The organism is Limnospira sp. PMC 1279.21, assembly GCF_032349615.1.
GTDB classification, from domain to species: Bacteria; Cyanobacteriota; Cyanobacteriia; order Cyanobacteriales; family Microcoleaceae; genus Limnospira; species Limnospira fusiformis.
Genome location: NZ_JARPLU010000074.1, coordinates 1 through 23,232 on the forward strand (window position 1 = coordinate 1; position 23,232 = coordinate 23,232).

General features: G+C 44.9%; 21 protein-coding genes and 3 pseudogenes. 15 read left to right on the top strand and 9 right to left on the bottom strand.

Annotated features, from left to right (window positions below; genetic code table 11):
• The first annotated feature begins 141 nt into the window (after positions 1–141).
• The 9 genes and pseudogenes from P5683_RS12770 (at position 142) to P5683_RS12815 (ending at position 8,829) form a co-directional block, all read left to right on the top strand.
• The gene (locus tag P5683_RS12770) at positions 142–519 is read left to right on the top strand and encodes a restriction endonuclease subunit S (RefSeq protein ID WP_006625473.1); all 378 of its coding nucleotides are present in this window, start codon (positions 142–144) and stop codon (positions 517–519) included.
• Between the two features lie 67 nt (positions 520–586).
• Complete coding sequence (locus P5683_RS12775; RefSeq protein ID WP_035759557.1) at positions 587–928, top strand: type IV toxin-antitoxin system AbiEi family antitoxin domain-containing protein; 342 nt, start codon at positions 587–589, stop codon at positions 926–928.
• A gap of 81 nt (positions 929–1,009) precedes the next feature.
• Positions 1,010–1,189, top strand: coding sequence for a hypothetical protein (locus P5683_RS12780; protein ID WP_273249616.1), 180 nt, complete (start codon positions 1,010–1,012; stop codon positions 1,187–1,189).
• A gap of 210 nt (positions 1,190–1,399) precedes the next feature.
• Positions 1,400–2,877: pseudogene (locus tag P5683_RS12790) on the top strand (type I restriction endonuclease subunit R).
• 6 nt (positions 2,878–2,883) lie between these two features.
• Positions 2,884–3,414: a UvrB domain 3-containing protein gene (locus P5683_RS12795; RefSeq protein WP_006625468.1), complete on the top strand. Its 531-nt coding sequence runs from the start codon at positions 2,884–2,886 to the stop codon at positions 3,412–3,414.
• On the top strand, positions 3,362–4,492 hold the full coding sequence (locus P5683_RS12800) for a restriction endonuclease subunit R (RefSeq protein ID WP_315640108.1): 1,131 nt from the start codon (positions 3,362–3,364) through the stop codon (positions 4,490–4,492). The genes P5683_RS12795 and P5683_RS12800 overlap by 53 nt, the downstream gene beginning before the upstream one ends.
• Positions 4,479–5,207: pseudogene (locus P5683_RS12805) on the top strand (M48 family metallopeptidase). The gene P5683_RS12800 and the pseudogene P5683_RS12805 overlap by 14 nt, the downstream one beginning before the upstream one ends.
• A 1,266-nt stretch (positions 5,208–6,473) precedes the next feature.
• Positions 6,474–8,334 (top strand): annotated as a pseudogene (locus tag P5683_RS12810) (group II intron reverse transcriptase/maturase); the annotation flags it as partial.
• Between the two features lie 213 nt (positions 8,335–8,547).
• Positions 8,548–8,829 (top strand): DUF3493 domain-containing protein, encoded by a 282-nt coding sequence (locus tag P5683_RS12815; protein WP_006625462.1) that lies wholly within the window; start codon positions 8,548–8,550, stop codon positions 8,827–8,829.
• Positions 8,830–9,182: 353 nt separating this feature from the next.
• Here P5683_RS12815 and P5683_RS12820 read toward each other — a convergent pair whose 3' ends face one another.
• The gene (locus tag P5683_RS12820; RefSeq protein WP_193521141.1) at positions 9,183–10,886 is read right to left on the bottom strand and encodes a DUF1565 domain-containing protein; all 1,704 of its coding nucleotides are present in this window, start codon (positions 10,884–10,886) and stop codon (positions 9,183–9,185) included.
• Positions 10,887–12,142: 1,256 nt separating this feature from the next.
• On the opposite strand from P5683_RS12820, the gene P5683_RS12825 reads away from it, so the two are divergent.
• Both P5683_RS12825 and P5683_RS12830 read left to right on the top strand, forming a co-directional pair.
• Complete coding sequence (locus P5683_RS12825; RefSeq protein ID WP_315640107.1) at positions 12,143–13,009, top strand: calcium-binding protein; 867 nt, start codon at positions 12,143–12,145, stop codon at positions 13,007–13,009.
• A gap of 404 nt (positions 13,010–13,413) precedes the next feature.
• Positions 13,414–13,737 carry a calcium-binding protein gene (locus P5683_RS12830; protein ID WP_006625456.1) on the top strand — a complete coding sequence of 108 codons (324 nt, stop codon included), beginning with the start codon at positions 13,414–13,416 and terminating at the stop codon, positions 13,735–13,737.
• Positions 13,738–13,761: 24 nt separating this feature from the next.
• Here the strand turns inward: P5683_RS12830 and yidD are convergent, their stop codons facing one another.
• From yidD to P5683_RS12855, 5 genes are read right to left on the bottom strand one after another with little or no spacing between them, the layout of a single operon-like run.
• Positions 13,762–13,992, bottom strand: coding sequence for a membrane protein insertion efficiency factor YidD (gene yidD / locus P5683_RS12835; protein WP_006625455.1), 231 nt, complete (start codon positions 13,990–13,992; stop codon positions 13,762–13,764).
• Between the two features lies 1 nt (position 13,993).
• Entirely contained in the window at positions 13,994–14,890 is an 897-nt protein-coding gene (gene truB, locus P5683_RS12840; protein ID WP_006669558.1) for a tRNA pseudouridine(55) synthase TruB, read from the bottom strand.
• 5 nt (positions 14,891–14,895) lie between these two features.
• Positions 14,896–15,807 carry a calcium-binding protein gene (locus tag P5683_RS12845; RefSeq protein WP_006669557.1) on the bottom strand — a complete coding sequence of 304 codons (912 nt, stop codon included), beginning with the start codon at positions 15,805–15,807 and terminating at the stop codon, positions 14,896–14,898.
• Positions 15,808–15,836: 29 nt separating this feature from the next.
• Complete coding sequence (locus P5683_RS12850) at positions 15,837–16,817, bottom strand: ABC transporter ATP-binding protein (protein ID WP_315641883.1); 981 nt, start codon at positions 16,815–16,817, stop codon at positions 15,837–15,839.
• Positions 16,814–17,242 carry a CoA-binding protein gene (locus tag P5683_RS12855; RefSeq protein WP_006625450.1) on the bottom strand — a complete coding sequence of 143 codons (429 nt, stop codon included), beginning with the start codon at positions 17,240–17,242 and terminating at the stop codon, positions 16,814–16,816. Before P5683_RS12855 ends, P5683_RS12850 begins: the two co-directional genes overlap by 4 nt.
• Before the next feature lie 112 nt (positions 17,243–17,354).
• On the opposite strand from P5683_RS12855, the gene P5683_RS12860 reads away from it, so the two are divergent.
• From P5683_RS12860 to gshB, 4 genes are all read left to right on the top strand, one after another.
• The gene (locus tag P5683_RS12860; protein ID WP_193521138.1) at positions 17,355–18,269 is read left to right on the top strand and encodes a lysophospholipid acyltransferase family protein; all 915 of its coding nucleotides are present in this window, start codon (positions 17,355–17,357) and stop codon (positions 18,267–18,269) included.
• Positions 18,270–18,664: 395 nt separating this feature from the next.
• Positions 18,665–18,853, top strand: a complete 189-nt coding sequence (locus P5683_RS12865) for a hypothetical protein (protein ID WP_006625446.1) — start codon at positions 18,665–18,667, stop codon at positions 18,851–18,853.
• Between the two features lie 104 nt (positions 18,854–18,957).
• A complete protein-coding gene (grxC, locus tag P5683_RS12870; protein WP_006625445.1) occupies positions 18,958–19,218 on the top strand; it encodes a glutaredoxin 3 in 261 nt (86 codons plus the stop codon).
• A gap of 61 nt (positions 19,219–19,279) precedes the next feature.
• Positions 19,280–20,263 (top strand): glutathione synthase, encoded by a 984-nt coding sequence (gshB, locus tag P5683_RS12875; RefSeq protein WP_006625444.1) that lies wholly within the window; start codon positions 19,280–19,282, stop codon positions 20,261–20,263.
• A 27-nt stretch (positions 20,264–20,290) separates the two neighbouring features.
• Here gshB and P5683_RS12880 read toward each other — a convergent pair whose 3' ends face one another.
• From P5683_RS12880 to ilvN, 3 genes are all read right to left on the bottom strand, one after another.
• Positions 20,291–21,028 (bottom strand): class I SAM-dependent methyltransferase, encoded by a 738-nt coding sequence (locus tag P5683_RS12880; RefSeq protein WP_006625443.1) that lies wholly within the window; start codon positions 21,026–21,028, stop codon positions 20,291–20,293.
• Positions 21,028–22,137, bottom strand: a complete 1,110-nt coding sequence (locus P5683_RS12885; RefSeq protein ID WP_315640105.1) for a hypothetical protein — start codon at positions 22,135–22,137, stop codon at positions 21,028–21,030. The genes P5683_RS12880 and P5683_RS12885 overlap by 1 nt, the downstream gene beginning before the upstream one ends.
• A gap of 153 nt (positions 22,138–22,290) precedes the next feature.
• Positions 22,291–22,818, bottom strand: a complete 528-nt coding sequence (ilvN, locus tag P5683_RS12890; protein ID WP_006625441.1) for an acetolactate synthase small subunit — start codon at positions 22,816–22,818, stop codon at positions 22,291–22,293.
• Positions 22,819–23,232 lie beyond the last annotated feature (414 nt).

Here is a 23,232-nt window from a genome sequence, read left to right on the forward strand (position 1 = left end):
TGGTGGGATTTGATTCAATATTCAATCTATGTGCCTAACGCACCCTACGGGAACTGCCTAACGCACCGAAATCCTCAATTTGTGGGGATGGTGCGTTACGGCACTTATCATATTGGTGGGATTTGATTCAATATTCAATCTATGTGCCTAACGCACCCTACGGGAACTGCTGGATCACTTCTAAATCAGAATGCAATAATTATTCGATCCAAAAATTTTAGCCAGGAAACTCAATTTTTTTTGTATAATAGTTTAAAAAAGCCTGAATATATAAATCATATCGAGAAAATATTTAGAGGCAATGCAAATCAAGCAAATATAACCGTTAAAGAATTGCTGGAATTTACAGTTGCAATCCCACCCCTTGCGGAACAAAAAGCGATCGCCTCTGTCCTGTCATATATGGATAAAGAAATAGCAGCGTTAGAAAAACGTCGCGCCAAAACCGAATGGATAAAAAAGGGAATGATGCAGGAATTGTTAACCGGGAGAAAGCGGTTAATTGTTAATGATATATGATAAAATGTAGGTACTTGTTTGTAAATACCTGCACTTTATCACAAATTGCCTTGTATCTTAACTTAAAATGTCACCATCAAACCGCAAAATAGTGCTAAAGATAGCACTAAAAAAGGGAGTTATTTGCGCCAAAGACCTAGCCAAACAGGGAATTCATCGCAAATCGCTTAAACGACTGGAAGAACAAAGCCTTTTGATTCGCTCTGGACGCGGAATATATACTTATCCGAAAGCAGACATCACCGAAAACCATAGCCTTGTTGAAGCCACTCAGCGAGTCCCTAAAGGAACTATTTGCTTGTTGTCTGCGTTGAGTTTTCATAAAATCACCACCCAAAATCCCTGGGAAATTTGGTTAGCTATTCCTCAAAAATCACGTCATCCGCAAGAGAAACTTTTGCCACTGTGAATTGTTGATATGTCCGGTTTATCTCTAATCGAAGGAGTCGAAAATCATCAAATATAAGGATGTAACGTCCCTATTTATAGCATGCCTAAAACAGTAGTAGATTGCTTTAAATTTCGCCATAAAATAGGCTTAGATATTGCCCTAGAAGCCTTGCGAGAATGTTGGCAACAACAACGCTGCTCAATGGATGAACTCTGGTATTATGCTAAAGTTTGCAGAATGCGGAATGTAATGCGACCTTACTTAGAAAGTTTGACATGAACCCAAATAAACCTCAATTTATTCGCGCTCAATTGCTTAATATATCCAAACGACAGCAACCCATAGCAGGAAATTATGGCAGATATAGCTAGTCCTAATGAGACGTGAACTCTGGGCTATTGTCCTATCTGGATTGTAGGCGAACATTTTTTGCACGGACTCAGGTAGGTTGGCTATATTTACTCAAAATTACCACCCAAGGACAAAATTATGATTAAAGTTGGACAACTGGAAATACTCACCCAAAACCGAGTGATTAAACTGTTTCAAAATCACCTGGTTTATACCTATCTGGGAAACTGGAAAGACCGAGAAAATAACCGCAATATTGAAGCGGAATATTTAACCCAATGGCTCACCGGGCGAGGCGTTGAGGAAACCCTAATTAATAAAACTATCAGAGAACTGGATAAAGCCGCAGCCTTGGCAGAAAACCAAAACCTTTATGATGCTAATAAGGCCGTTTATCGCCTGCTGCGTTATGGGGTGAAGGTGAAACGGGGGCGGGTGAACAAACTCAAACCGTGTGGCTGATTGATTGGGAAAATCCCCAAAAAAATCGCTTTTATGTGGTGGAAGAAGTGACCATAAAAGGCAACCATACCAAACGCCCGGATATCGTCCTCTATATTAATGGTATTGCTGTGGCGGTTTTAGAACTCAAACGTTCGACGGTTTCCGTGGCTGAAGGTATCCGCCAAAACCTGGATAATCAAAAAAGGGAATTTATCCGCCCGTTTTTGACGACGCTTCAGTTAATTATGGCGGGAAATGATAGCCAAGGACTGCGCTACGGGACTATCGAAACGCGGGAAAAATATTATCTGGAATGGAAAGAAGAGGAGGGGGAAGTTGATGGGTTTGACAGTCCCCTAGATTGGCATCTTAGCCTACTGTGTGCCAAAAGCCGCCTCCTGGAAATTATCCACGATTTTATCATATTTGATGCGGGGATTAAAAAAACCTGCCGCCATAACCAATATTTCGGGATTAAAGCCGCTCAGAAGTTTATCGGAGAGGGTCTGGGTGGCATTATCTGGCATACTCAAGGGTCGGGAAAAAGTCTAACTATGGTGTGGCTGGCAAAATGGATTCGCGAAAATCAAAGGGATGCTAGGGTTTTAATTATAAGCGATCGCACTGAACTCGACGAACAGATTAACAGCATTTTTAAAGGAGTGGATGAGGATATTGACCGCACGGAAAGCAGCGCCGACCTAATCGCCAAACTGAACGAAACCCAACCCTGGTTAATGTGTTCCCTAATTCACAAATTCGGCAACCATTCCCAAGATACGACTCAGGAATTTATCGACAGTCTCCAGCAACTCCCCAGCAACTTTTCCGCCAAGGGAAACATATTTGTATTTGTAGATGAATGTCACCGCACCCAGTCGGGAAAACTCCATAGCGCCATGAAGCAAATTATCCCGGATGGTTTATTTATTGGCTTTACGGGGACCCCCCTCCTCAAAGAAGATAAACAGCGCAGTATGGAAGTATTTGGGGACTATATCCACACCTACAAATTTAACGAAGCGGTGAGAGATGGGGTTGTGCTAGATTTACGTTATGAGGCGCGCGACATTGACCAAACTTTAACCAGTCCCCAGAAAATTGACCAGTGGTTTGAGGCGAAAACTCGCGGCTTATCGGAGTTGGCTAAAACTGAACTTAAAAAGAAATGAGGGACGATGCAAAAACTCCTCTCGAGTAGGTCTCGCCTGGAAGAAATTGTTAACGATATTCTCCTCGACATGGAAACGAAACCCCGGTTAATGGACGGACGGGGTAACGCGATGCTGGTCTGTAGTAGCATTTATCAAGCCTGTAAAACTTACGAACTTTTCAGCCAAACGGATTTTCAGGGTAAATGCGCGATTATCACCAGTTATAAACCTTCCCCGGCGGATATTAAAGGGGAGGAAACGGGGGAGGGACTGACGGAAAAACTCCACCAGTATGAGATTTATCGGCGAATGTTGGCGGACTATTTTAAGCAGTCGGAAGATGTGGCAATGTATCGGGTGGGGGAATTTGAACAGGAGGTTAAACGGCGCTTTATTACGGAACCGGGACAAATGCGCCTGTTAATTGTGGTGGATAAGCTGCTGACGGGATTTGATGCACCCCCGGCGACTTATCTCTATATTGATAAAACTATGCGAGATCATGGCTTATTTCAGGCTATTTGTCGGGTTAACCGCCTTGATGGAGAAGATTAAGGAATATGGCTATATTGTGGATTATAAGGACCTGTTTCGGCAACTACAGGGGGCCGTTACAGATTACACCAGTGGGGCGTTTGATGGCTATGAGGCGGCGGACGTGGCGGGGTTATTGTGCGATCGCCTTTCTAAAGGGTGCGATCGCCTAGAAACCACCTTAGAAGCTGTCCGCGCCCTCTGTGAACCCGTCCCGCGTCCCCGTGAGAGTGCCGACTATCGCCATTATTTTTGTACCCCAGACACCAGAGATCAAAAAGCGATCGCCGCTAATGAACCGAAACGGGTCGCCTTCTATCAAGCGGTTAACGCCCTCATTCGCGCCTACAGTAACCTGGCTAACGAAATGGAAGCCGCAGGCTACACCCCCCAGGAAGCGGAAACCATCAAAGCCGAAGTTAGACACTATAGCCAAATACGGGAGGAGGTAAAAATTGCCAGCGGGGACTATATCGATAGTAAAATCTATGAACCCGCCATGCGTCACCTCATGGATACCTATATCCGCGCTGAACCCAGTAACCTGGTGGCGGACTTTGAGGAGTTGGGACTGGTGCAGCTTATTGTTAATCAGGGTTTCCCGGTTTTGGAGAGTCTCCCGGAAGGCTTGAAACAAGATCATAAAGCGATCGCAGAGGCGATCGAGAATAATATCCGCAAAATTATCTTAGATGAGAGTCCGATCAACCCGAAATATTATGAGGAAATGTCGGAGTTATTGGATTCTTTGATTGAACAACGTCACCAGAAAGCCATCAGTTACCAAGAGTATTTGGAAGAGGTGAAACAACTCGCCAAACGAGTGACAGACCCCACCGGATCAGCCGTAGGAAATTATCCCCCTGCCCTCAATACCTCCGCCCTCCGTTCCCTCTACGATAACCTAGACAAAGATGAAGCCTTAGCCCTCAAGATTGATCAGGTCGTGATCACCACCAAAAAAGACAACTGGATTGGCAACCGTTTCCCAGAAATCGAGGTAAAAAATGCCCTTAATGCCGTCCTAGTTGATGCTAAAGTAGACCTACCCGTTGACACCATTTTAGAGTTAATTAAACAGCAACATGACTACCAGTAAATCTCCCACAGATTACCAGATAACCATTGCTCAAATTCCCGTGCAAGTGATTCGCAAATCAATTAAAAATCTCCATATTGGAGTCTATCCCCCAGAGGGTCGGGTGCGGGTAGCTGCGCCGCTTCACTTCACTGATGATAATATCCGACTGGCGATTATCTCCCGCCTATCTTGGATTAAAAAACACCAGGCAAAATTCGCCGCCCAACCCCGTCAATCCCCGCGATAAATGGTATCCGGCGAAACTCATTATATCTTCGGTAAACGCTACGGCTTAGAATTCATAGAACGCCGAGGGAAACATGAACTTAAAATTCCCAATTCTCGGATAGTGCAATTATTCGTTAATCCCGGAACTTCTCGGGACAATCGCGCCCAAGTTTTAGCCGAATGGTATCGGCAAAAATTCCATGATATTATACCACAATTGCTGAATAAATGGCAACCCATTATCGGGGAAAATGTGACCGATTGGGGGATTAAGAAAATGCGGACTAAATGGGGGAGTTGTAATATCACTCAGCGTCGCATCTGGCTAAATTTAGAACTCGCAAAAAAGCCCATAGAGTGCTTGGAATATGTCGTAGTTCATGAGTTAGTGCATCTCTTGGAACGTTATCATAATGACCGTTTTCAGGCTTATATGGACGAGTATCTTCCCCCATGGCGACAATATCGAGATATTCTGAACCGGGAACCCTTAGAAGACTTCTAAATCTGCCGGAACCGGAGCATAATGACCATCAACGGTCAACTGAAAACCGTCATAGTTACCATCTTGATTAAAGTGCCACATAAAATCCGGGTCAAGACCGGGAGCATACCAGAGAATATCTGTTATTCCCGAACCATTAAAGTATCTGATGTTGACACTCCTCGTCCTGAAGTCCGAGGATTCTTGGGCTGAATCCTGCCTCCACTAACCTAAGTTAGTTTTGGTCTTACAGTTTCATGTCGTATCCGACTACACCTTTTACAGCAAGCACTCGCTATGGACTACTCCCCAAGCGTAAATTCGGGTATGCCCTACCCTATTTTAAGTTCTATTTTCACCCACAGAAGCCATATTCTTTGTTAGAGAGCAGTGAGGTATTGGGGCAACCTAATGGAAGGTTGGTGACACTAGCCTTTTGACAACGGTCAGTTCGCGTGCCACGACTACACATCTGATTTTCCGGTTATTTTAGTTTGAGCACAAAGTCGCCCTGAAGTGCAAGGTTTTAAACCCATTTCTCTGATAATGAGGCAACTGTTAAATTAAATAAGTAGTGCGAGACGTTTAGGAGTTAAATAAGGCTGCAATGCCTGAATTAACCTCCTAGTGGGACTTCCACCCCTTGGTGGAATATAAGGAACGCACTTCCTGACCATCCCCATAACTGTTTATATGTCCCAACAATTTGTATCATACGATACCAAATCCCGGCAGGGAACCCAAGGTCAACACAATCTGTAACAAACCGTAACAATTCCTAACATAACAGAAACGTTACGGAACAGAGATGAGGGTAACGGCGATAGCCACCCCCAGTTTTAGAAGTCATGACTCTAGGATTGAAGCGGGGAACGGAAGGCTCCAAGATACAACCTAGTATCGGAATCGAGTCCACTGCCAACCATCCATGATTAAGGAAACTGAATGTCCGGCGTGAACCACCGTAATTAATTAGTAGCGAAATAGGTTGATACGCTGCGCTCAAAAGAGCAAGGGGAAAAGTAGGAGGCTCCTACCACTACCTACAAAGACCTTTAAAGTACCCCGGTTCTGAGGACAAATCTAAAGATGGAAAGCCCATATAAACGGAACGTTTTAAGTCCTCCTGGACTCTGAGAGTATGGTCGATACCTCAGTAGTGATAAGTGTAAGCGCAAGTCCTAGAGGATGTGAGATGCGACCAGAAGCTAATGCCCTACTGTAACGGTCGGGATATGCCAACAGGTCACGGTTTGATTGCAAGAATAGAGTCAAGTAGGTGTATAAATGACGCAAGCGAGTTTAAAGAAAGGATTTGAGAAATCAAAGCCAATCAAGACTACGAATAACGTATGGAAAACTATCCCATGGCCTAAAGTTCAACGGAAAGTGTTTAAGCTCCAAAAGAGGATATTTCAAGCAGCTAAATCGGGACAGGACGCAAAAGCGAGAAGGTGGCAACGTCTATTGGTGAAGTCATATTACGCCCGGCTCTTAGCAGTGCGACTGTAGGGGCGGGTTCCACGGTCAGCCATGCTTCCCAACAGTCAGCTTAATGAACCCGCCCCTCTCAAGATAGTCAAGGAAAGAGGACGGCTGGAGTAGATGGAGTGATAGCAATATCCCCCAAACAAAGGTTAGACCTAACCGAGAAAATTCAAGGGAATCTCAAAGCAAAACCCTACATGGTCCGTTACCAGAAAGTTTTTCGTTTCTATGCCAAGTCTCTCAATGTAACGCACCCTACACGGGTTTGGATACCAAAACCTGGAAGGGATGAAAAAAGCTGGAATAGGAATACTCACAATCCAAGATAGAGCTAGGCAAGCCTTGGTTAAATCGGCACTTGAGCCTGAATGGGAATCAAGATTCGAAAGTACGAGCTATGGGTTCCGTCCAGGACGGTCTGCCCAAGATGCAATAGCGCGTATTTACCTAAGTATAAAACACGGAAGTTACTACGTTCTGGATGCGGATATAGCAAAATGCTCTTACCGTGAAGCATGATTACCTACTGTCAAAAATTCATTGTCCAAGTAGCCTAAAAAGAGACCTGAGAAAATGGCTCAAAGCGGGTGTACTAGATAACGGTGTATTTGAAGATACAGAAACCGGGACACCTCAAGGAGGGGTAATAAGTCCAATACTCGCCAACATCGCACTGGATGATATGGAAAGGCTAGTCAAAGAAATTTATCCTAATAAAGGGACGACTATTCAGGTCAACCTAATACGATATGTCGATGATTTTGTGGTCATCTCAAAAGACCTAGGAATCATCGAACAGTGCCAAACTGCTATTTCTGAATGGCTAAAACCTGTAGGATTATAAATTAAACCCGAAAAGACTCGTATCTGCCATACGCTCAATCACATTGAGTACAATGGAAAGATAGAGGAACCAGGGTTCGACTTTCTCGGTTTCAATATCAGGCAATACCCAACAGGAAAATATAAATCTGGAAAAACAGGAGGGGCAGCGAGCCGATTAATCGGACATCAAACCCACATTAAACCCAGTAAGAAAGCAGTTAAAGCCCACACAGAAGTGATTAAGGGTGTAATCAAACAATATAAAACCGCACCTCAATCATCCCTGATCAACAAACTAAACCCAATTATTCGGGGATGGTCAAATTACTACTCATGGGTAGTTTCAACTAAAACCTTCAATAAGCTAGACCAGACAGTCTGGCAAATGTTACGGGCATGAACAGGCTCAAGATGCGGAAAGGCAAGTTACGAAAAGCTCAGTAAATGTTTCAGACCGGGAACGGTCAAACTCAGTAACGGGAAAGAAAGGCATGAATCTTGGTTATTCAAAACCGAGGATGGATACCTACTATGGAAACATAACTGGACTCCAATTGTCCGACACACCCTAATACGCCCTGACGCAACACTTTATGACGGAAATTGGATTTACTGGGGAACCAAAAAAGGACAAGCAACCGACACGCCAAATAGGGTAGCAAAACTACTCAAAATGCCAAAAGGCAGGTGTGCCTGGCGTGGGTTATACTTTACCCCATCAGATTTAGTAGAAGTAGACCACATTGTACCTCAAAGCCTCGGCGGAAAGGACGTATACAAGAATCTTCAGCTATTACACCGCCACTGTCATCATGATCAAACGGCGCTAGACAACGCCAATGCTGCATCCTTAACAATGGAGCAATCTGCGCGTGCGTCACATCATGAAGTTTTTCGTGTCTATGCCAATTATCGGGATGTGGAAGCACCACTAGAGCCCTATGATGGGAAACTATCACCTACGGTTTTGAATGGGAGGGGGAAATGGTGACATCTCTCTCGACCCCTAATCCTAGAATACAGACATCAACTCAAAACTATATTAAATATGCCTAAGTCAAAAAGCGATCGCATTAATCCCAGAAATCTCGACCCAGAACTTTATGAGCGTCTGAAAGCAGAGTCCAAAGCACCCTATCGAGGACTGCGACAGTTTATATATGTATCCTTCGCCGCCTCTGGATTAATTGGGGCGGTAGTATTTTTGGCTCAACTCCTGTCAGGAAGGGATGTAGCGACCGCCTTACCCAACTTTGCGCTTCAGGTGGGGGTCGTAGCCTTAATGGTGTGGCTGTTTCGCCTGGAGCAGCGATCGCCCAAATCCAAGTAACAAAACTTCATGTCCCTAGACAAAAATACATATTGCGCAAACAACCGACAAAAAAATAAAGAAAATATTACGAAATTTGAAATTTGGTTATGATATCTGTAATAATAATAACATAAGCTCAATTGGGGTCAGCCCAAATAAAGGCCCTAAATATAAATACCCGTTTTCCTTCAATTGGGGTCAGCCATAGCAGGAACCAAGGACTAAAGCAGGTATTACCCCATAGTTGGGCTGCTGAGGCACTTGTTAACTCCTGTTTCTGATAAAGACCCTAAACATATTAAATCGATCGCCAGCTATCCAATTGGGTAGCTGGCTATTTTAAGGGGATAATTTAGGTTGAGGGCGAAAAGCTAGGGGGTGCTAATTAAATAGGGAGAGTTGATCGCCTGAACCTTCCCGGTGTTGACTAAAGCCTGATAGACAAATGCTGCTACATCGGCGCGGGTGGCCACACGATTGGGATTGAGTTGGCTTTGGTTAGGATAGTTAACCACCAAATTTCCGGTTGTGGCTCCCGCAACAGAGGGAAGCGCCCAAGCCGGGATCTCGCCTGCATCTTGATAGATGGAGAGGACATCGAGATTGTCCGACTGGTAGCCAAGTCCTTGAGCCAAACCCACAATGCTTTGAATGCGGGTAATGGGGTCATTGGGTCGAAACTGACCGTCAGGAAATCCGGAAATAAACCCACCTTGATAGGCGGATTGAATGGCTTGATAACCCCAGAAGGTGCTGGGAACATCAGGGAATTGAGATCCTGATTGTTGGGCGGCGGGGGTAAAAGCATTTTTGACGATCGCCGCAAACTGTACCCTGGTGACTGGCTCATCAGGACGGAAAGAACCATCATCAAATCCTGACATAATCCCCAGGCTAACTAATGCTTCCATATAGGACTGCGCCCAATGTCCTTGTAGGTCAGAAATAGTGCCAACTTCCAGACCCAAGTTAGGGGGGGTCACAGCCGCCAGCACATATTCAACGGCTCCATAAATGCGGCTTTCGTCGATTTGATTACCTACTGCAGAGATACTGTTACCTCGGGTGGCATTATATACATCGTAGCGCTGGTTATTGCGGATCAGGTTTTGACCCGGATCCCCTGCTGTTCCTAGGTTGGGTTGTGCAGTAGCGATCGCCACAATACCATCACGCTGATTATTTTCGATCAAGTTATTGCGTAAAATCGGTTTAGCCGTATGGGAAATCATCACCCCGTCCCGGTTGTCCACAATCTGGTTTTCCACAATTTTCGGGGCGGAATCATCATTAATCGAAATACCAAAACCAGTATTTTGAAAGAGATTTCCCCTAATTAGTCCACCACCAGAACGAGCCACCGAAATACCATTACCATCATTTTGGGCAAAAATATTGTTAGTAATGGTGGCGTTACCTTCAGCACTGATAAAAACCCCATCCCGTTTGCTATTGACAAAGGTTGAGTTACTGATGGTCGGGTTAGACGATTCAACCCATATCCCAGTCCCTCTGGTGTTGGGGTTGGTAATGGTGACTCCCAAAATTTGAGGGTCTCCCAAGGTTCTGATAGTCGCATTTTGACGAGCCAGACTGGGACTGACAAAATTACCCCCACCAATAATCAGCACATTCCGACCATTATTAGACTGATCACCCAGTAGGATAACCCCTGGTTGGATGTTAATCGGAAATGCCTCCCCCGTGTCTGGGCTATAGGTTCCGGGAGCCAACTTAATAGTCGTGCCGGCGGTAGCCCTGGACATAGCATAAGTGATGGTACGGAAAGGAGCGGCTTGAGAACCGGTTACCGTGTCGTTATCCGTTCCCGTGGAGGGGTTAACGTAGATGATTTGGGCTTGTACTAGGTATTCTGGGGAGTTTTGGGAGGTTGGTAATTCATTGGCGATCGCTTTAGGAGTTATGGCTAAATCGGCGATCGCGCCTAAGATTAAGGGGGTAGCTAGTAAACTCATACCCCGCCGCCAAGACCATAGCCGGAACCCAAAAGCCTTTTGGCTCCATGTATGATAGCTGTCGGCCGCCTTGTTAGTGAGAAAATACTTATCTTTCATGTAATCGACTTAATATTGGGGTTTATATGCAACCATACCCAGGTAACTGGAATCGGAAAACCGATATAAAGTTCCATATACCTAGGCACTGGGGACAAGATTTTGAACATCTCTGAGAATTTTAGCTGATGCCGACAACAACTGAACCAAATCGGGAACTTTTATTTTCACTTCTTCAAAGCCGCTATCCCCCAACTGATAGGGGATTTAACCATTTTCTGGAGATTGATTGAGGCGATCGACTTCTTTGCGAAAAATTTTTTGGAACCTTCTGGCAACCCCGTCCGTCATTTTTGTAGATGTCAGCGCTCTACTTGGCCTGTTACTGCCAGTGCGATCCGAAACAAGCCCCAGGGCATAACTAACTTGCTTGCCTTGCTTAAACGGAGACAGTTGGCCATTCCCAGCACCCAAGCAATTACAAACCTCAAAAATGTAGTGTTTGTAACTGCTCGTGTATCGGGTGTTTAGAGGAGTTTCTTGTTAAAATTGGTTCAGCTATTGCCAGGGCAACGATTATCTGTTAAGCTAGTTGTGATTTTTTGCGATCTCCCTATAATGTTGGAGGAATTCTCTTAAATCATAGTTTGAGCGGTAATATCGGCAACAAACCCCATCTAGTTCTAACAGACTTTTCCCGTCTTTTCCTATCACAAATAGGGAAAGAGATTCCGGGTTTCGCTGGCATGGTTCAGGAATACTAAGTGTCAAAACTGGTTTGCCAAATCATCAAAAAAATGGGTAGAAACCCCGTCCTTCTAGGACCGCTTTACATTTACTTAGCTTTAGAATATAATCAAGTATGCCACTAAGACCTTAATTGTACGGTGAGACTCCCAGTGGTGGGACACCTGTTGAAAAGATGACTTACCGAAATGGTAGTCGGTGCAAATGCACTACAGACCCAGCCCCCACAAGCAAAGACGTTAAGCGAGTGAAAAGCATAAATCTAAAGTAAACTGAAAGCAAAAGCTAACAGTGTAGCGGCCATTGACACCGCCTTGTGGACTGCTGTTGTATTGGTACATAGGTACGGTACGGCCATGTGGTTGTTACGAGCAATGACTAACATTTGTTGGTTATCTCCTCTAAAGAATCCTCGTGGCTTTAGCCCGATGGAGTGTCAACAGCTTTAGCCAAATTACCGTAAAATTACCCTAAATTTATCGGCAAACCTACCGAATATCCAGACTGCTATTGTAGAATCCCAATTGTCGAAAATTATTCATTTGTCCAACATTTCGTGAGGAGCACTTATGTCAGAGGTAGTTAACGAGACCGTGTTTGAAGTCGTTACGACAGCCAACGGAGCCGTTATAGTCGGTAGCCCCAACCAATCTAACCGCATTCGGGGAACCGCAGATGCTATTCGCATCCAGGGTGGCGATCTCGCAGATACCCTAACCGCCGGTGACAAACCCAACATGGTTATCTACGGCTTCGAGGATAATGACTCAATAATTGGTGGCGAAGGCGACAACGAACTATATGGTAACCAAGGAAACGACACCATCTATGGCATAGCAGGTAATAACCTAATCTATGGCGGTCAAGGTGATGACCTAATCTATGGTGGTAATGGTAATAACAGCCTATCCGGTGACCAAGGTAACGATACCCTAGTCGGCGGTACTGGTAATGACATCATACGTGGTGGTGATGGAGATGATTTAATCTATGGTGGCGGTGGTAATAACCAACTATTTGGTGAAAAAGGCAACGATACCATCATAGGTGGCCCCGGTAATGACACCATATACGGTGGTCAAGGTAATGACTTCATACGCGGTGGCGATGGCAATGACTTCATAGCCGGTGACAAAGGTAACGACACCCTAACAGGTGGTGCTGGTGCTGATACCTTTGCTATCACTGCTAGTGCTAACCTAACCCGCGATGTCATTACCGACTTCAATAGTGCCGAGGGAGACATAATTGCCCTACGCGCTGGTGCCGGATATGACTTAAACTCCTTCCAGACTGTAGCCACTGCCGCACAGGCTAGTGGGTTAAGCGGTTTAGTGTACATCCAAAGCACAGGCGTTTTACTATTCAACGGCGAAGAAATAGCCGAATTCTTGGGTACTCCAGATATTACAGCTTCCGATTTCGAGCTATTCTAAGGTTAAAATCCTTGGCGTAGGAGTTAAGTCCTATTGCCTCCATTTTTGGAATAGCAGATTGCTCCTCGATTCTCAATAGTAATTTGTTTAACAGTAGGGTTATTACTAACCCTACTTTTTTTTATGGCATTAATCACACAGCCTATGGCCGAAGGTATCAGGCAATCAATAGCAAAACTATTCGACTGTTTTCCGGATGAATGGCTTCTCGCCTAGAGAATAGGAGTAGTTTGATCTAATGCTGAAAATTTCTAAACATGAGATTTAGGACATTACCTGATCAGATATTCTCAAGCCCGAGGCCATCTAGCCGTTAGTACCCTTTTCAGCCTTGTTAACACTATTACACTCAATGGATAGTTTGACCTAAGCCATGAGCCTTTGTAAAAGGAAAGTCCCTAACTATGTCACAGTTTATTGAAACCCCTCAAATTGAAGAATTGCCCGACGGAAGTTTAATCTTTCGAGGGGCTACGGAGCCGCAAAATTTCTTTGCTGGAGGGTCTGGTGATGATATCATTACCGGGGGGGATAGTGATGACACTTTGTATGGTGGCCCTGGCAATGACACTATTGATGGTCGTGGTGGTAATGACCTGATTTTGGGAGAAGAGGGACATGATTCCCTTATCGGTGGTTCTGGTGATGATACTATCTATGGTGGCGAAGGAAACGATACCATCGACGGTCAAGAAAGATCAGGAATAATGGATGATTATTATGTTTGATGTATGGCGGCGGGGGGAAAGTTGTTAATGATCATGATCATCTTTCGGGGGAACAGGATCATAGCCGCCTGGGTGAAGGGGATGACAGCGCAAAATACGAGCGATCGCCATCCATCCACCCCGAAAAATGCCAAAGCGATCTATTGCTTCCATAGCATATTCTGAACAAGTGGGATAAAAGCGACAAGCGGGAGGAAGCACCGGAGAAATCAATGACTTATAACCCTTAATCAAACCAATTAATATCTGTTTCATCTCAACTATCCAACATGACAACTTGGGGAGCTAATACCATAGTATCCTGTTCTTGAATAATGCGTCCAATACCGAGAAACTGACCGGATTGGTCATCTACCCGTAACACGGCATCGACATTTCCCGCGACGGGAACCCGCTGTCCGTGACACCAACGTTTTGCATCTTCGGAACCTAGGGCGATCGCCTGTAAATGAGTCAAAGCCAGAGAGGGGTCAAGGGGTTTAAACTTTTCCCGCTTGACCAGATCTTCCAACTCTTCGATAGTCAAACTATTTGCCAAGCTAAACCCACTGGACTGTAGGCGAACTAAACCCGCGAGAGTCCCCCCAGTGTTCAGACGTTCCCCCAAATCCCTAGCAATAGAACGGATATAAGTTCCCGGACCACAGGCGATCGCCAATTCCACCTCTGGAAACTCCCCAGATCGCCAACTCAAAACATCCAACCCAAACACCTCCACCGTCCGGGTGGGAACTTCCACCACCTCACCCCGTCTGGCTCTCTCATATAAGCGCTTCCCCCCCACATGAATAGCACTATAATAGGGTGGCTTTTGCTCAATTTTACCGATAAATTCAGGCAACAGGGCGGCGATATGTTCCAGTTGCAAATGAGAAGCCGATCGCACCTGTAAAGTTTCCCCCTCCAGGTCATCGGTGGCGGTGGTAATTCCAAAGCGAATCACTCCCCGATAGGCTTTCTCAGAGGACAGAAATTGCAGCAGGCGGGTAGCCCTTCCCAATGCAATAGGTAGCACCCCAGTCGCGGCAGGATCAAGGGTGCCTGCGTGTCCTACCCGCTTTAGGTGTAACATACGCCGAACCCTTGCCACACAGTCATGGGAAGTCCACTCCTGTGGCTTATTCAAATTAAGGAACCCCTGAAAATCGGCCATCAATCTTAAATAGTGATCTGATCAATTGCGGTAAAATCGGCGGAAGTGAGATTATCCACACCAACCACAATAGCCACAAAAGCGCGATTAGGATCGAAACTTTGCCTAAGTCGGATCACGGTGCTATCTTCTAGTTCCCCTTCCAGTCCCACAGAAGTACCGGAGACAAACTCTAGGTTAGTAGATCGCAGACCACCCGTGAGCAAAATTTGATCGTCACTCCGAGTATAATCCATAATGACATCGGCTTCGCGAATGTTGACTCCCCCACTGAGGGAACTCACCACAAAGGAATCGCGACCCTCCCCACCAATGAGAGTATCAGCGCCAGTGTCTCCCGACAGCAGATCATTCCCGTCGCCACCATACAGGATATCATCGTTTTTACCACCGAAGAGGGTATCGTTTCCATCCCCTCCATACAGCCAGTCATTAGCTAAATTGCCAAACAACAGATCATCTCCGGCTTCACCATAGAGGGTATCTGCTTCTTGACCGCCATAGAGGGTATCATTACCATTGCCCCCATAAAGCAAATCCCGGCCTTGGTTGCCAAATAATAGGTCATTTCCGGCTTCTCCCAACAGGGTATCAGAACCGGCCTTACCATAGATGGTATCATTGTTGCTACCCCCCAATAAGGAGTCGGGTCCGTCACCTCCAATAATGCGATCGGCGGCACCAGTCCCCCTCACGGTTTCCCCGGCTGAGTCGGTGACAGTAATTTCATTAACTGAACCATTGCTACTCAGGGTTTCCCCAAAGTCGGAAGTTCCATTTCCCAAATTATCACCGGAATTATTAGTTTCTCCGTTGACGGAACCTTCTGGGGGGATAATCAGATCAGCGGGTAAGGTATCCACACCGAATAGCTCATCTAAAATCCGTGGATCGATTATAACTCCTACAGATGACATAATAACTCCTAATTTTTTTTAAGTGGGTTTTATTGACTGGAATAAATACCCCGTTCCCTTAATTGTTGCATAAAAAACTCTTCTAGGGAAAGGCGGGATAAATTCATCGATATCAGTTGAGCATTGATATCCTGTAGATGGGCGATAAATTCCTGGGGGTTGCCTTGCAGATTACCGCGCCAATAGTCTTGTTCGATTTCCAAGTTGGTTACCCATTCCTCCAGTTGTTGAGGATTACCACCTTTGCCACTCACGGAATAGGTTTCAGTGATTCCTAATAATTCATCCAAAGAACCGATGGAAATGAGTGCTCCTCGTGATAAAATGGCAACGCGATCGCATATTTTTTCGACATCTGACAGGACATGACTGTTAAAAAATATGGTTTTTCCTTGCTGTTTGAGTGATAAAATAATCTCTCGGATTTGATAACGACCCATCGGATCCAGACCGGACATTGGTTCATCTAAAAATACTATTTCCGGGTCATTAATTAAGGCTTGAGCCATGCCAATCCGTTGTAGCATTCCCTTAGAATACTGTCGCATCTGTTTTTTGATGGCGGCTGATTTTGCCAGTCCGACTAAATCCAATAATTCGGGAATCCTTTGGCGACTAACTGCTTTCGGGATTTGGAAAAGTTCCGCCGCCAACTCTAAAAATTCCCACCCGGTCAGATAGTCATAAAAATAGGGGTTTTCTGGCAAATAACCCACTCGCTGTTTGACTTGGCGATCGCCAATAGGTTTCCCCAATAAATAAGCTGCGCCAGAAGTGGGACGCACCAAACCTAGTAACACTTTAAATAAAGTCGTTTTCCCGGCTCCATTTTGTCCCAAAAGCCCAAAAGTTTCCCCCTGATATATACTCAGACTACAATTAATCAGGGATTCAATTTTTTGATTCATCCAAAATCCCGTCCGGTAAAATTTACCTAACTTCTCGGTGCTAACTACCGCCGGGGGTAAATATTTCGGTGATTGGGGGGGTATAGTTTCAGCCTGATTCATCGGTTTTTGCTTATATGAAGACGCTCGATCTCAATCTTAATACAAATGTTCATAGCTAGGTTTAACCCGGCATCTAAAGCCTTTTGACTGGCTTCTGGGTGGCTGATTCCCAACTGACCCCAGACGGTTTTCGCCCCAACGGCGATCGCCTCATCAACAATTTCTGGCAGATATTGCGAACCTCGAAAAACATTGACAATATCAATCGTTTCCGGGACCGCCTGCAAATTCGGATAACAAGGTTGACCGTTGACCTCTGTCAATAAAGGATTCACCGGATAGACCCGATAGCCCCGGTTTCGCAAAAATTCAGCCACCATGTAACTAGGGCGCGAGGGTTTGTCGGAATGACCATAAACGGCGATCGTCTGCGACTCCGCCAACACCTGAGCCATTGCGGTATCATCTTGGTTGAGATCAAGCATATTCTGCATATCCTCAGACTTTAGCGCCGATGATAACCCCATCGCGGCGTTTTCCGCATCTGGAAAAGGGAAGATCTTGATTGAATCTAATTGCTACTGGGAGTCGATAACCTTGAACCGATTTACCGATAATCATACCGAGCATCATACCGAGCATCATACCGAGCATCATACCGATAATAATTATGCCCCACCATCACCACCATACCTAGATGGTTGGTCCTTACATGGACGAGATCCTGAGTTTGTGCGATCGCTAATGCCAGTTTTGGGATGGTTTTACCAGCACTATTTTCGGGTCAAAATGGACGGCTGGCAGCATCTTCGAGACTCAGGGAGAATGTTAATTGTCGGTTCCCATAATGGTGGCTTGGCTGCACCAGATATGCACATGGGTTTATATGGCTGGGCCGATCGCTTTGGCTGCGATCGCCCTCTATATGGTTTAATGCACCCCAAAGTCTGGGAAATGTCCCCCACAGTTGCTACTCAAGCCGTGCGGTGTGGTGCTATTCGCGCCCATCCCCGAATGGCGATCGCCGCCTTACAAGCAGATTATCCCGTTTTGGTTTATCCAGGGGGGCCAGAAGATGTGTTTCGCCCCCACAATATGAGAAATCAGATTTATTTTGCTGGGCGGCGTGGGTTTATTAAATTGGCCTTACGCACCGGGTCCCCTATTGTTCCCCTCATTTCCCATGGAGCCCATGATACCCTCATTGTCCTCGCTGATTGTTATCAACAGGCTAAGATCCTCCATGATTTGGGGATGCCTTGGTTACTCGATATTGACCCGGAAGTGTTCCCCATTTATTTGGGACTCCCCTGGGGGTTAAGTATTGGTCCTTTGCCTAATATCCCTTTACCAGGGGAAATCTATATTCGCATCTGTGAACCTATTGTCTTTCAACGCTATGGTCGAGAGGCGGCGGGCGATCGTGATTATGTCGAGTCCTGTTACCAATTGGTCAAAACTCAGATGCAACACCAACTCGATCGCCTTGTCCTCCAGGTCGAGAAATCCTGAGTTTCCCTCTCTGGATAGTTATGCAAATCTTAAATCTTTATTAATTTGGAAAACTGCGATCGACAAAAATTCGCACCCAAAATTTAATCACAACAGCTATAATCCCCCAATTATCGCCCTTCTTCCCTCAACCCCATCCCTCAATCATCATGATTTACCGTTCGGGATCAAGGTATTCCTAATTAGTCGCTATTGCTACCCGGTTCAAATTCTGGCATAATTAGTCAGTAGCTCAATACAGTTATCCGTTCTTTCATTTTTTTTGCCTGCTACTAACCATCCGTTAAATATCTCCTCTTAATGTCGTGGTAATCTGGCTAAATAGTCAGGAATTACCCGACAAATTTTGGGGTTAATTAGCGCCAAATTTAAACCCAGTAAAAAAACCATTTTAAATGTCTACCAAACAAATCATCCGTTGTCCGAATTGCGGTTCTTACGCCGAACGCTATCGCAGCAATACAGTCATTAAAACCCAGTGTCACACCTGTGACTATTTAATGATTACCTGTTCTGAAACCGGAAAAGTCTTTGAAGCCTACGCCCCTGGCTTATATGCCAGTGTATTGCAAGCCGTCAGCTAATCTATAAACTGATTTATGGCCACCCTGTTCCCAGGGTGGTCTCGTTGACAAAGCCTAATTAACTCAATATATTAAGAAATATTAATCATCTCCCTAAGACATCTATGACTAATTCCATTGAAATCTATACTTGGAGTAGCTGTCCATTTTGTTTACGAGCTAAGGCTCTCCTCAAACGCAAAGGCTGGGAGTTTACCGAATATGTGATTGATGGAGATGAAGAATCTCGCGATCGCATGGCTGCTAAATCCAATGGACGGCGTTCTGTTCCCCAAGTCTTCATCAATGGTCGCCATATTGGTGGCTGTGATGACCTCCACGCCTTAGAAGCCCAAGGTCAGCTTGATTCCCTACTTAGCGCTTAGTTTAACAAAACCCCCAGCAGCAGTCTGGGGGTCGTCCTGATAACTTTTATTAATATCATTAATGAAATTTGCTTTTATTATTGACCCCATCGCTAATCTAAATCCCGCCCACGATAGCACTGTTGCTATCATGGAAGCCGCCCAAGTAATGGGTCATGAAATTTGGATTACTCAAAGCCATCAACTAAGTGTAATTGCTGGGAAAGCCTGGGGAACCCTCACCTCCCTTCATTTGACTCCTATTACTAGGCGAGATCAGACTTGGGTGGTCAACTCCCCCTGGTTTGAGTTGGGCGCTTCCACATTACAGCCCTTAGAAGCCATGGATGCAGTGTTTATGCGGGTTGACCCCCCCGTAACTGTTTCTTACCTATATACCACTTATATTCTCGACTATATCGACCCCACCAAAACTTTAACCGTTAATGCTCCCCAAGGGTTACGCGCTGCTAATGAAAAAATGTATGCCCTCCAGTTTGCTGATGTCATTCCTAAAACTATTGTTAGCCGCAAAAAAAAGGTGATTCGGGAATTTGTCGAACATGAGGGCGCAGCAGTTTTAAAACCTTTGGGTGGTAAGGCGGGTGAGGGTATTTTGTTTCTGGAACCAGACGATCGCAACTTTAATTCCCTCGTGGAAATTAGCACCCGCCAAGGTGTTGAACCTGTCATGATTCAAACCTACTTACCCGCCGCCAAAGATGGCGATAAACGCATTATCTTGTTAAATGGTGAACCTATTGGGGCTGTTAATCGCATTCCTACTGGTAAAGAGTTTCGGGGAAATATGGCCGTCGGCGGTCGCGTCGCTCAAACTAAAATAAGCGATCGAGAGTTGCATATTTGTCGCCGAGTTGCCCCCAAATTAATTGAATCCGGACTATATTTCGTCGGTCTTGATGTCATTGGTGGTTATCTCACAGAAGTTAATGTCACAAGTCCTACTGGGATTAGGGAAATCGATTTACTAGACCATGTAAGTTTGGGTTCTCAGGTGATTCAATGGGTAACCTCTCAAGTTACCCAAATGATTCATAATTCCTGATACATTACCCCGTCGGTTCCCTTTTTCTTAGGGGTTGTGGAGAATAAAAAATTCATATCCATACCATTCGTGATACTCGCGATATATTTCCACCTCCCGTTTTTCCATGTCTAAAATTTTCAACCCCTCCTGATTGTCTTGATAAATTCTATAAAGATGATTAATCCTCTCCTCCAAGGGGTTATAGTAATTTAACCAACCCCTCTCTGGTAGCGTGAATTGGTTAATTATTTCATATCCGCAATTAGCAATAATCTCCGATAACTCCCATAGATTTTTCATGGCTGGATAATCAGCTTGCCAAAAATCATAAACCTCCGACGGTGGATTATCCCGTAACCACACTAACTCACTCACCATCATATAACCACCCGATTTGAGATAGGATTTTAATTGCTTTAATCCCGTCTCGAAACCCATAATATAGATGGAACCCTCAGCCCAAATAATATCAAAACTAGATGGCGGAAAATTTAGGGATGACATACTTTGATTTAAACAGGTTATCCTCTCCCCAAAACCTTCGGCGATCGCCTTTTGTTTAAGACTTTCTAAATAAGGTTGATGAATATCGATCGCCGTAATTTCTCCATCCGTTAATCTCGCTAATTCCAGAGTGGACGACCCCGGACCACAACCTATATCTAAAATCTTCCGTTGAGACAAACTTGGTAGCATCCTAAACCCTTGTCTAGTATACTCATCACCCCCCGGACTTTCCCTCAATAAATCCCTATGAATTTCCCAAAAAATCTCATTCATCATTAACTTTTCGCCTGAAAATCTTTAAAAATTGTCTGAAACCCGTACATCAATCTATGTACATTATTAACATCACCCGGAATTATACCACACTCCCATTTTCGCTTCCGACTCGCTAACAACTTCCCCGCTACTTCTGACACACTATTCGACACAAAATAACAATCTCCCGCTACCCGTAACTCCGAGGCTAAAGATAAAAACGCTTGGGCTACTTCTGGCTGTAATTGGGAGGCAGAATATTCACAATTAACCCCCAATAAAATCCGCGACGCGCGAGGTTCCCGCCCGTTATTTCGACAAGCATCCGCCTCCATTTTATATAATACGCAGATATCGCAATCATACAAAACTCGCAGCCGCCCGTGGACTTTCACCCCGATATGTATTTCTAAAGGTGGCTTATTGGCAAATTCAATAAGTCCGTGAGTATAGGGCTGTATTTGCTCATAGATTTTCCCCGGACGCTGACGAAATATTAACCTATCTGTAGCCTGTTTCGTCACATCCTTATAACTGACTTTACCTCCCTCATTTGTTGCCCCTGTCACCAAGATATTAAATATGTAACAATTAAACAGGTTCCTCAGTTGTTGATATCTCCTGAGATTTGGGTTAACGATCGCCTCTAAATTTCCCTTAATTTCCGTCAACAATGATGGCGGATTTTTGGCGGAATTGACCCGCAACTTTCCTAGGGTTTTTCTGACCTGTTCAGCCGCGGCTAATCTTTCTAAAATTTCCGGCTGATAAAACTTGACAAATTCCCCCGTTTGTGCTAGGGTTGAATGCCAGCATATTTCTGATTGGAAATCTGTAGTCAGTCCTTGATTATCTAATAGAGCCGCTATTTCTTGCTCCATTTCCACCCCAGAAATCACAGTGCGATCGATAGCATCAATCAGCATTGATAACTGTTCCTGGGGGCTATAATACGCCAATTTGAGGTCAGGGGATTTTCTCCCCATAACCATTTCCTCAACCGTTTTTCCAGCCGTTAAAATCTCCTCTACCTGTTCAGCGATCCATCCCAATTCTAACTGATTAAGTATTTCGACCAGTTCATCATAAATAGTCCCGCAATTATGTTCGTCCATACTGTTTAAAAACATAACAACCCCACACCTCCACCAGCACTATGGGGGAGGCGACTAATCATATTGTAGCTGATCAATGGCAAAATATGACTTAAAAATCAACTTTTTTTGATCAAAACAGCCCCCAGGACCTGGAAAAGCCACCAGGGGTGAGGGTTTTGGTGGAAGTTAAAACTTAGGTTCAGCGGGTTGACTCTTGAGGAATTCGGTATTAACGCCGGACTCCCGTGTGAGGGCGATTTTACCAGTCCGAGAAATTTCGCGGATGCCAAATTTACTCAATACCTGAACGATCGCCACCATTTTACCAGGGTCTCCGACCACCTCAATAGTCAGGGAGTCATCCCCAATATCAACCACCCGCGCGCGAAAAATCTGAGCCAACTCAATAATCTCGGAACGAATAGCACTGCTAGGGGAGTTAACCTTCAATAACATCAACTCCCGTTCCACACAGGGAACCTCAGTAATATCAAGTACCTTGAGAACATTAATCAGCTTGTAGAGTTGCTTAGTCAACTGCTCAATAATGCGATCGTCCCCAGGGACCACCATCGTAATTCGGGAAACCCCAGATTTTTCAGCAGGTCCAACAGCCAGGCTTTCAATATTAAATCCACGACGAGCAAACAAACCAGCAATGCGCGTCAGAACACCCGCCTCATCTTCAACTAAAACAGAAAGGGTATGTTTCATAATTTTGTCCCCAGGTATGGATGGCCAGTTATATAACTCAAGCCGAACCCTATTCGTATTGCGTAAGTAATTGTATCCGACAACAGATAAATTTAAACCCGAAAAATCTGGCCATAGCCGGAAGTTTCTGAGTATGGCATCATCTGAAGTGAAGTAATCACGCCAGATTATGTGTCACTCATTGAGCCTTTAACAGTTAGGTTAAAAGCGCTATTGTTGAGCCCATTCTGGTGGCTTATTCAACTGCTTACTACAATATAGCTATAGTCAGCTACTTGATGCTTTGGCCAACCACCTTTCGCCATAGCGTAACTGATACATTTACGCGACATTTTTCCGGTTGTTCCCGGACAATGCGACGATAGCACTATTACCCGTTAAGGTAACAGAGGCGGTATCCCGCAAAGCTTTTAT

Coding starts and splice junctions, on each gene's coding strand:
- P5683_RS12770 (WP_006625473.1), top strand. CDS start 142: ATGTGCCTAACGCACCCTACGGGAACTGCTGGATCACTTCTAAATCAG.
- P5683_RS12775 (WP_035759557.1), top strand. CDS start 587: ATGTCACCATCAAACCGCAAAATAGTGCTAAAGATAGCACTAAAAAAG.
- P5683_RS12780 (WP_273249616.1), top strand. CDS start 1,010: ATGCCTAAAACAGTAGTAGATTGCTTTAAATTTCGCCATAAAATAGGC.
- P5683_RS12795 (WP_006625468.1), top strand. CDS start 2,884: ATGCAAAAACTCCTCTCGAGTAGGTCTCGCCTGGAAGAAATTGTTAAC.
- P5683_RS12800 (WP_315640108.1), top strand. CDS start 3,362: ATGGCTTATTTCAGGCTATTTGTCGGGTTAACCGCCTTGATGGAGAAG.
- P5683_RS12815 (WP_006625462.1), top strand. CDS start 8,548: ATGCCTAAGTCAAAAAGCGATCGCATTAATCCCAGAAATCTCGACCCA.
- P5683_RS12820 (WP_193521141.1), bottom strand. CDS start 10,886: ATGAAAGATAAGTATTTTCTCACTAACAAGGCGGCCGACAGCTATCAT.
- P5683_RS12825 (WP_315640107.1), top strand. CDS start 12,143: ATGTCAGAGGTAGTTAACGAGACCGTGTTTGAAGTCGTTACGACAGCC.
- P5683_RS12830 (WP_006625456.1), top strand. CDS start 13,414: ATGTCACAGTTTATTGAAACCCCTCAAATTGAAGAATTGCCCGACGGA.
- yidD (WP_006625455.1), bottom strand. CDS start 13,992: ATGAAACAGATATTAATTGGTTTGATTAAGGGTTATAAGTCATTGATT.
- truB (WP_006669558.1), bottom strand. CDS start 14,890: ATGGCCGATTTTCAGGGGTTCCTTAATTTGAATAAGCCACAGGAGTGG.
- P5683_RS12845 (WP_006669557.1), bottom strand. CDS start 15,807: ATGTCATCTGTAGGAGTTATAATCGATCCACGGATTTTAGATGAGCTA.
- P5683_RS12850 (WP_315641883.1), bottom strand. CDS start 16,817: ATGAATCAGGCTGAAACTATACCCCCCCAATCACCGAAATATTTACCC.
- P5683_RS12855 (WP_006625450.1), bottom strand. CDS start 17,242: ATGCTTGATCTCAACCAAGATGATACCGCAATGGCTCAGGTGTTGGCG.
- P5683_RS12865 (WP_006625446.1), top strand. CDS start 18,665: ATGTCTACCAAACAAATCATCCGTTGTCCGAATTGCGGTTCTTACGCC.
- grxC (WP_006625445.1), top strand. CDS start 18,958: ATGACTAATTCCATTGAAATCTATACTTGGAGTAGCTGTCCATTTTGT.
- gshB (WP_006625444.1), top strand. CDS start 19,280: ATGAAATTTGCTTTTATTATTGACCCCATCGCTAATCTAAATCCCGCC.
- P5683_RS12880 (WP_006625443.1), bottom strand. CDS start 21,028: ATGATGAATGAGATTTTTTGGGAAATTCATAGGGATTTATTGAGGGAA.
- P5683_RS12885 (WP_315640105.1), bottom strand. CDS start 22,137: ATGTTTTTAAACAGTATGGACGAACATAATTGCGGGACTATTTATGAT.
- ilvN (WP_006625441.1), bottom strand. CDS start 22,818: ATGAAACATACCCTTTCTGTTTTAGTTGAAGATGAGGCGGGTGTTCTG.